Source organism: Mycobacterium sp. G7A2 (assembly GCF_041902445.1).
Classification (GTDB): Bacteria; Actinomycetota; Actinomycetes; order Mycobacteriales; family Mycobacteriaceae; genus Mycobacterium.
Genome location: NZ_CP169251.1, coordinates 2,682,091 through 2,690,893, shown reverse-complemented (window position 1 = coordinate 2,690,893; position 8,803 = coordinate 2,682,091). Strand labels below are relative to the sequence as shown.

Genomic DNA, 8,803 nt, shown 5'->3' with positions numbered 1-8,803 from the left:
TCAATGAGATCGTTCATTTCCGGGAACAGCGGCAAGCCTATACCACATGCCTCACCAGATGGCGTGAACTCCTCATACGAGGTTCAGGCGAGGGTCGGACACCCCCACCACTCATTCCGAATTCGAGTTCCTGGGGTCGTCCGCAGTCGCTAGGGCCTGGGTAGGTGTACCGCGCTCGGCGAGTGGGAAAGCCTCGACGGTTCAGCCTGGTCGATACAGCAGCGTGGCGGGCAGGTTCGACGAGAATGGCTCCACGCTGGGCCGCCAACACGCGACGGTCAATCGATTCGAGACACGTTGCAATCGGTAAGTGCCGGTGACGCACCCGGTCGTCTCAACGACGATGCGCTCACCGGTCCCTATGCTGAGAAACACCCGTGGCGGCGGCGCTTCAAGTCTTGGAACGTCTACGGAGTCGTCGGAAGGTGGACGCGCGATGGTTCGACACGATTGGGTTGTCGGCGGTGAACGTCGCCTGGCGGCGAGCGAGCGAATCTATTCCGCCGCTACCGAACTTGTCGCACGCGAGGGTCTCGATGCTTTCACCATCGACGCCCTCGCGGCACGTGTGCATTGCTCACGCGCAACGATCTATCGATACGCCGGCGGCCAGGCCCAGATTCGCGACGAAGTACTCATACGACTCTTCGCCGATGTCGTTGACACCGTGAGGCGTCGGGTCGACGGGTTGAGTGGTCCGGAGCGTGTGATCACCTCGATCGAGGTCGCCTTGGAACAGATCCGTACGCCACCGATCCGTCGGCTGATTTCGACCTCCGGGTCTTCGCTGCGACTCGGCGATCTACACTCGTCGCCCATACTCGCGCACCTCGCCGCCGAACTCACCGGAACCACTGACTCTGATCCGCAGGCGGCCCAGTGGATCGTACGGTTGGTCGTGTCGCTGGCCATCTGGCCGGCGAGCAGCAGGCAAGCAGAGCAACAGTTGCTTCGACGATTCGTCGGCCCTGCGTTCGATACGTGACACGTCCAATCTTCCTCACCCGAAGTGCGACACCCCGAAGCGCCCGCCCGGCAACGCTGCTATCGGCGACGCGCTGCTGACCGTGTCCGCCCGATGGGCCGGGCCCGGCCCGACGCCTCCGCCCACCTCGCCTCCGAGCCCGGCAGATTCCTCTAGCCTCCTTTAGCCCGACAGGTTGAAGTTGCCGTTGGAGCCGTAGATGGACAGGGAGACCAGCAGGGTGACCGAGACGACGACGACCAGGGAGGTGCGTACGGCGTTGCCGACCGCGGCGCCGACGCCGGAGGGTCCGCCGGAGGCGAAGTAGCCGAAGTAGGTGTGCACCAGCAGGATCGCGATCGCCATCAGGACGGCTTGCAGGAACGACCACAGCAGGTCGATCGGGTTCAAGAAGGTGTCGAAGTAGTGGTCATAGAGGCCGCCGGACTGGCCGAAGAGCACCACGGTGGTGAACTGCGAGGCCAGAAACGACAGGATCACCGCGATGGAGTAGAGCGGGGTGATGGCGATCATGCCGGCCACGATGCGGGTGGAGACCAGGTATTCCACCGGGCGGATACCCATCGATTCCAGCGCGTCGATCTCCTCGTTGATGCGCATCGCGCCCAGCTGGGCGGTCACCCCGGCCCCGAACGTGGCCGCCAGCCCGATCCCGGCCACCACCGGCGCGGCGATGCGCACGTTGATGAACGCCGCCAGGAACCCGGTCAGCGCCTCGATCCCGATGTTGCCCAACGAGGAATACCCCTGAATCGCCAGGGTGCCGCCGGCGGCCAGGGTCAAAAACCCCACGATGACCACCGTGCCGCCGATCATCGCCAACGTGCCCGCCCCCATCGAGATCTCGGCGATCAACCGCACGATCTCCTTGCGGAAATGCACCGCCGCGTGCGGCACCCCACCCAGCGCACGCCCGTAGAACAGCGTGTGATCACCGATGCGCGACAACAACGCCACCGGCCGACCGGCATAGCCGACCAGCCGCGGGAACCGCGACCGCAACACCGCTGAGGCACTCATGGTCTCCCCTGGCCCGTCGTCACCCGCAGGATGGCCGTCAACGGCAACCTGTCAGATACCCGCAACGAACACTTCGCCGCGGAAGAAGAGTGGTAGACCGACTTTGAAAATATCTATTCTCATCGAGCTACGGCGATCGTACAACATTTGCTGCGTGCAATGCAGCAATCGGCGTCAGGAATGCAGGAGGCGCTCACCGATGACCTGCTGCTCGCGGAGCGCGGCGATGTCCTGTTCGGACAACCCGACTTCGGCCAGGACCTCGTCGTTGTGTTGGCCCAGTGTCGGAGACACCGCACTGTGGTGCCGCCGCGGACCTGGTGTGATCCGGAAAGGCCAACCGGGGAAGCGGTGGCTTCCGGTGATCGGATGCTCGAGCTCCTGGTAGAAGCTGCGCGCATCGAGTTGCTCTACGTCGTACATGCGGTCCGGGGTCAGCAGTCGCTCAGCCGGCACTCCGCGGCGGTTGAGTTCATCGGCGATCTCGTCGGCCGCGCGTGTCCGGGTCCATTCCCCGAGAACGGTGTCGAATGCGTCGTGGTTGTCCCGCCGGTCCTGAATAGTGGCGAAACGTGTGTCTGCCAACAATTCTGGACGCCCGAGTGCGTCCGTGAGAGCCGCCCAGTCGGAGTCGTCGCGCACCGAGACCGCCACCCAGTCGTCGTCGGCGGCCGTCGGATACACACCCTGTGCATACTCGCGGTGTCGATTACCTTCTCGGGCTTGCACCTGACCGGTCAACGAATACTCGATGACAGGTTCCGCCGCAACGGCAGCGCCCACCTCGATCTGCGGTACCTCGAGCAGCTGGCCGTCACCTGTTCGGGCGCGATGTTCAAGGGCTGCCAGCAGCGCAACGGTGGCGTGAACGCCGGCGATGGGGTCTGCCGGGCCTTGCAGATTGCACGGCGGCCCGTCGGGATATCCCGTCGATGAGGACATCCCCGACAACTGCTCGATGTTCAGCGCCCATCCCACGTAGTCACGCCAAGGACCCTCGAGTCCGAAGCCCGGCATGCGCACCATGATGACGTCGGGGTTGACCTTGACGAGAGAGTCGTAGTCGAGGCCGAACTGTTCGACGACGCGCGGAGAAAAGTTCTCCACCACGACGTCAGCCTCGGCGGCCATACGCAGAGCGAGTTCGCGACCGGCCGGCGTAGACAGGTCGAGGGTGATGTCACGCTTGTTGAGATTCGTTCCTTGCCATAGCGGCCCCCGTTCGTACCAGTCATCACCGTCGCGTAGCAGCGAGCCTGAGTACCGGTGGCCGTCGGGACGCTGGATGGACTCCACCTTGACCACATCTGCTCCGAATGCGCCGAGGTAGCAGGTCAGGTAGGCCCCGGCCCAAAAGGTGCTCAGGTCGAAGACTTTCAATCCGGCGAAGGGCAGTGCCACATCCGCAGGCGGCAACGCCGAGAACGCCGCATCCCGCCGTGCCACTCCAGCGCCCTCGCCCCAACCCGTCGCAGCGTTTCCCAGGGATGGTGCCGGCTGCGGCGCTCCCGCCGGGGTCTTCGACAACCGGAAGGGCGCACCGGGCCTGACATATCCGCTGCGAGCAGGATCGCCATCCACTGAGATGAAGAAGCCACGCTCGCGGTACTGCGGGCAAGAAAGTATGGATTCGCCGTCGGTGACCGGTGCTGCCGGAATGCGAAGGGCCTGACTGAGCTCGACTAGATCAGCGACCGTCATCGATTCCAGCCACGGCCTGGCCTTGTCGAAGAACTCCTCGCGCTCCGGACCGCCGATCATGATGGCGATCTGATGCTCGCCGAACTCGGGCAACCCGACCATCGCGCATACGTCCAGCCAGTGTTGGCCGGTCAGGCAGTTGATGCCGACCCAGCCGTCGGCGGCGCGCACGATGCCCAGCATCGGCGCCCCTTTGGCGTTGCCGGGCAGTCCCATCTTCATCAGACGCTCGGCGAGCAGCATCGGGTAGGGCAGTGTCGACAGCAGCGCTTCGAACACCGAGACGTCCACCTCGACAGGCCGGTCTCCCCCACGTGCGGAGATCCGTAGCGCGGTGAGCGCGGCCATCGCGGCATACGAGCCCGCAATGAACTCGGGGATGCGCGCACCGGCCTGCACTGGCGGCCTGCCTGGCTCACGCTCGTTCACCCAGCCCGACGCGGCTTGCAGAGTCAGCGGAGTGGTCGCTCGATCCCGTGCCGGCCCATCCTGGCCGAAGCTGGAGATCCGCACGACGGTCAGCCGCGGATTGAGCCTCGCCAGACTGTCGGGGTCGAGGCCCAGATCCCACCGCAGCTGGGAGTCGGGTTCCAGGTTCTCGATCAGGAGGTCCGCGTCGGCCACCAGATCGTGCAACATCGCCAACCCGGTGTCCAATGCGGGTTCGACTGTGACACCGCGCTTCCCGGCATTCAGATAGTCGAACAGGCCACTGTGCCCGGCATCACCCGGCAGCATGGTGCCCCAACGCCGCATCGGGTCACCGTCGGCAAGTTCCACCTTGACGACGTCGGCGCCCAGGTCCACCAGCAGCTTCGTACAGTACGGGCCGGTGATCTCACTGCCCACTTCGACGACACGGAGCCCGGCGAGCGGGGCGCGACGTGGCTTCTGGTTCGCTCCGCCAGCTTCGCTCGTGGCCTTCTGGTTCGCTCCGCAGGCTTCGTTCGTGGCCTTCTGGTTCGCTCCGCAGGCTTCGCTCGTGGCCTTCTGGTTCGCTCCGCAGGCTTCGCTCACGCCGGCACCCCGATCGCTTTGGGCTCCATGTACGCCCGCAAACCCATCACTCCACCCTCGCGGCCGATACCGCTCTGCTTGAAACCACCGAAGGGTGCGTCACCGGGGATCGTCCCGTTGATCGAGACCTGTCCGGTCCGTATCCCGCGGGCGACGCCCAGGGCACGCTCGACGTCGGACCCCCAGACCGCGCCTCCGAGACCGTACTGGGAGTGGTTGGCGACCGTGACGGCATCCTCGTCGTCTTGGTAACGGAGCACCGTGAGCACGGGCCCGAACACTTCTTCCTGGGCGATGAACGAATCGGCGCCGGCGCCGGCGAGAATGGTCGGCTCGAAGAAGAAGCCTTGCTCGAGATGCTTCGGCCGGCTTCCCCCTGTCACCACGGTGGCGCCGTCGCGTTCGGCGCGCGCGACCATTCCCTCGACCCGATCCAGGTGCTCACGACTGATGAGCGGGCCCATCGTCACCTCGGGATCGCGAGGGTCGCCGATCACGACTCTATTGGCGAGTTCGCTCAGTCCGGCGACCACGTCGTCGTGCAAGGAGTCCGGAACGAGCAGTCGGCTGTTGAGGATGCACGCCTGTCCGGCATGCAGGGTGCAGCCTTCGAACAACAAGCGCTGGAGCAGTTCCTCGTTGACGTCGACATCGTCGAGCAGAATCGATGCCGATTTTCCGCCGCACTCCAGCAGGACGCGCTTCATGCCGGCCGCGGCGCCGGCCATGACATCTCGCCCGACCGCGGAGCTTCCCGTGAAGCTGACCATGTCCACCCGTGGATCGACGGTGAGAGCCTTGCTGGCCGCCACGCTCGTGGGCGTGACGACGTTGACCACACCGGGTGGGATGTCGGTCTGCTCGTCGATGAGGCGCGCCAGCGCCAAACCAGCAAGCGGCGTCAGCGGTGAGGGCTTGAGCACCACGGTGTTCCCGGCCGCCAGCGCGGCACCGACCTTCATGGCGTTCAAGGTGTGCGGAAAATTCCAGGGTGTCAGGATGCTCACGACGCCCATCGGCTCGTGACGAAGAAGCGTCGTTCCGGCCGCACCCCACGCGTCCATCGGCGCTTCAGCGGGCTCGAGGGCGAGCTCCGCGGCATGCCCGACCATGAAGGCAGGACCCTCGACGTGGATGATGCGTTCATTTGCCGTGCAGCCCCACTCGGCCTGGGCCAACGCGTTGATCTCGTCGCTGCGCGCCAGCATCGCATCACTGAGTTGTTGGATGCGCCGCGCGCGTTCCGCGGGGTCGAGTTCACTCCAACGACCCGAATCGAATGCTGCCCTCGCCGCGGAAATGGCGCCCTGAACCTGAGCCACGCTCGCATCGGGCGCCGTCGAGATCAGCTCGTCGGTGGCGGGATTGCGTACGTCGTAGCGCCCCGCGTCAGGTTCGACCCACTGGCCGTCGATGAAGTGTCCGTACGTGTCGACAAGTGTCCCCGTCTCAGCCATCTCCGGCGCCGCCCTTCCTGGTGTGCGGATGCGAATTCGTACCCACGCCGCCAGCACAGCCCATCCTACATTTAACAAGTGTGTGTACACGGACAGACACCAGGGCGTCAATCAAACCGCACTCTAACTGCGCAAACAGTCGTTGACACGAGCGAGATGAGTGCGGTAGACACAGGAGACTCCGGACATATATTCATAATCTGTCCGACAAGACCATAACGACGGAAGGCGCGCGGTGCCGACGACCACAGTCCCGCTTCATTCACCGGACTTCTACGCCGGCGACCCCTACCCCGCATATCGGGAGCTCCGCACCTCGACCCCGGTGGTCTGGAACGAGGCGACGGAGTTCTGGGCCCTCCTCAAGTACGAAGACGTCCGTTACGTCTCGGGACACCCGCAGCTGTTCTCGTCGACGAAGGGAATCACCATTCCCGATCCCGAGCAGCCGGAGCCTGTCCAAGAGGGAAACCTGATCTTCACGGACCCTCCCCGGCACCGGCAGCTGCGCAAGCTGATCAACTCCGGCTTCACGCGACGTCAGGTGACTTTGCTGGAGCCCAAGGTCCGCCAGATAGTGAAAGGCATCGTCGACGAGGTCGATCCGTCGCGGCCCTACCAGTTCGCCGAAGAGATCGCCTCACCCCTGCCGACCCGCATGATCGCCGAACTTCTCGGTGCCCCGCCTGAGGACTGGGAGCAGTTCCGGACCTGGTCCGACGCCGCGGTCGGGGGCTCAGATCCCGATATCGAAATGGATCCGCTCGTCGCGATGACGGAGCTCTACGAATACTTCATGAAGCTGATCGAGATCCGTCGGTCCGGCGGTGCCGGTGACCACGATGACCTCCTGGCGATTCTCGCCGCGGCAGAGGTCGACGGCGAACGCCTCACCGACGAGGACCTGCTCAATTTCTCCTTTCTGCTGCTCGTCGCCGGCAACGAGACCACCCGCAATCTCATTGCCCTGGGTACCCTCGCGCTGATCGAGCACCCGGACCAGTTCGCGCTGTTGCGCGCGAAACCTGAGCTGATGCCGCTTGCGGTCGAAGAGATGCTTCGGTTCACCAGCCCCGTCACCCACATGGCACGGACCGCCACCGCGGATGTCGAGATCCGAGGCCAGCAGATCAAGGCGGGTGACACGGTGGTCATGCTGTACGGCTCGGCCAACCGTGACGAGGAAGTCTTCGGGGCTTCCAGCGAAGAGTTCGACATCACTCGAAGTCCGAACCCGCACATCGCCTTCGGAGCCGGCGAGCATGCCTGCCTGGGGGCTCAACTGGCCCGGATGGAGGCGAGGATCATGTTCGAGGTCCTGCTCGGGACCTATCCGACCATCGAACTGACCGGGGACGTCACCCGCCTGCGCGCGACCATGGTGCCCGGTGTCAAGAGTATGCCCGTCCGATTGGAAGCGAGCCTCTGATGGACTTCGACTACACACCAGACCAGATCCAACTCCGCAAGGATTACCGCGAACGTCTCGAGGCCGTGATGACGCCTGAGCGGCGAGCTGCCGTCGCGGGCCTCGCGGAGGGTGGCGCGGCCGTCTCCGAGGTACGCCGAGCACTCGGTGCAGCCGGGCTGCTCGGGGTGGCGTGGCCGACCGAGTACGGCGGTCACGGCCTGGGCGCGATGGAGCAGTACATCTTCGGCGAGGAAGCGCGACGGGTGAACGCCCCGATGCCGATGATCACCTTGAACACGGTGGGTCCGACGCTCATCCAGTTCGGCACCGACGAGCAGAAGAACACCTTCTTGCCCGCCATCCTCAGGGGGGAGATCGACTTCGCGATCGGCTACTCCGAGCCTGGAGCCGGCAGTGACCTGGCATCGTTGCGCACTACCGCGGTTCGAGACGGCGACGAGTTCGTGATCAACGGCTCGAAGATGTACACCAGCGGCGCCGAGTTCGCCGACTACGTCTGGCTGGCCGCGCGCACCGATCCGACCGCCAAGAAGCACAAGGGCATCACGCTTTTCATCGTCCCGACCAGTGACCCGGGTTTCTCGTGGAAGCCGTTGCACACCATGCCCGGGGTAACGACCTACTACACGTTCTATGACGATGTCCGGGTTCCCGACAGCTCGATCGTGCTGGGTGAGAACGAAGGCTGGAAGCTGGTCACCAACCAGCTCAACCTCGAACGGGCAGCCCTGGGCAATCTGGGGGCACTGGAGCCGCTGTTCCAGAAGACTTTGGAGTGGGCCCGCGACACCGCCCTGGACGACGGCAGGGTCATCGACCAACCTTGGGTGCAGCAGGCCTTGGCCCGAGTCGAAGCACAGGTTGCGGCGTACCGCCTGCTCAATTTGCGTGTCAACGCCAACATGGGCACGAGTGCACTCGGTATGGCCGAAGCCTCCGCCGCGAAGGTCTTCGGTACCGAACTCACCCAAAAGGTGGCTCGCGAACTTCTCGACGTGGTAGGCCACGCTGCGGTCCGTAAAGACGATGCTGCACCGCTCGAGGGCGACCTCGAGAGTGCCTACCGCCTGGCGGTCATCAACACCTTCGGCGGAGGAGCCAACGAGCTTCAACGCGACATCATCGCGATGGCCGGTCTCGGGATGCCGCGGGCGCCCCGGGACGTGCGGGCGTCCTGAACGACGAGTTCAA

Annotated in this window: 6 protein-coding genes; 3 read left to right on the top strand and 3 right to left on the bottom strand. The window is 64.7% G+C overall.

Translation table 11 applies throughout. The features are described from left to right. Positions 1-436 precede the first annotated feature (436 nt). A complete protein-coding gene (locus ACEWX3_RS12945; protein WP_374159588.1) occupies positions 437-985 on the top strand; it encodes a TetR/AcrR family transcriptional regulator in 549 nt (182 codons plus the stop codon). A 162-nt stretch (positions 986-1,147) separates the two neighbouring features. Here ACEWX3_RS12945 and ACEWX3_RS12940 read toward each other — a convergent pair whose 3' ends face one another. The 3 genes from ACEWX3_RS12940 to ACEWX3_RS12930 form a co-directional block, all read right to left on the bottom strand. After that, positions 1,148-2,005, bottom strand: coding sequence for an MlaE family ABC transporter permease (locus ACEWX3_RS12940; protein WP_374159587.1), 858 nt, complete (start codon positions 2,003-2,005; stop codon positions 1,148-1,150). A gap of 174 nt (positions 2,006-2,179) precedes the next feature. After that, positions 2,180-4,723, bottom strand: a complete 2,544-nt coding sequence (locus ACEWX3_RS12935; protein WP_374159586.1) for a CaiB/BaiF CoA transferase family protein — start codon at positions 4,721-4,723, stop codon at positions 2,180-2,182. Then, on the bottom strand, positions 4,720-6,180 hold the full coding sequence (locus ACEWX3_RS12930) for an aldehyde dehydrogenase family protein (protein WP_374159585.1): 1,461 nt from the start codon (positions 6,178-6,180) through the stop codon (positions 4,720-4,722). Before ACEWX3_RS12930 ends, ACEWX3_RS12935 begins: the two co-directional genes overlap by 4 nt. Positions 6,181-6,415: 235 nt before the next feature. Here ACEWX3_RS12930 and ACEWX3_RS12925 point away from each other — a divergent pair, with 235 nt between their 5' ends. Together ACEWX3_RS12925 and ACEWX3_RS12920 are read left to right on the top strand one after the other, a co-directional pair. Further along, a complete protein-coding gene (locus ACEWX3_RS12925) occupies positions 6,416-7,609 on the top strand; it encodes a cytochrome P450 (protein ID WP_374159584.1) in 1,194 nt (397 codons plus the stop codon). Next, a complete protein-coding gene (locus ACEWX3_RS12920) occupies positions 7,609-8,790 on the top strand; it encodes an acyl-CoA dehydrogenase family protein (RefSeq protein WP_374159583.1) in 1,182 nt (393 codons plus the stop codon). The genes ACEWX3_RS12925 and ACEWX3_RS12920 overlap by 1 nt, the downstream gene beginning before the upstream one ends. Positions 8,791-8,803 lie beyond the last annotated feature (13 nt).

Excerpts from the sequence above, each read along its gene's own strand:
- ACEWX3_RS12945 (WP_374159588.1), top strand. The coding sequence starts at position 437 with ATGGTTCGACACGATTGGGTTGTCGGCGGTGAACGTCGCCTGGCGGCG.
- ACEWX3_RS12940 (WP_374159587.1), bottom strand. The coding sequence starts at position 2,005 with ATGAGTGCCTCAGCGGTGTTGCGGTCGCGGTTCCCGCGGCTGGTCGGC.
- ACEWX3_RS12930 (WP_374159585.1), bottom strand. The coding sequence starts at position 6,180 with ATGGCTGAGACGGGGACACTTGTCGACACGTACGGACACTTCATCGAC.
- ACEWX3_RS12920 (WP_374159583.1), top strand. The coding sequence starts at position 7,609 with ATGGACTTCGACTACACACCAGACCAGATCCAACTCCGCAAGGATTAC.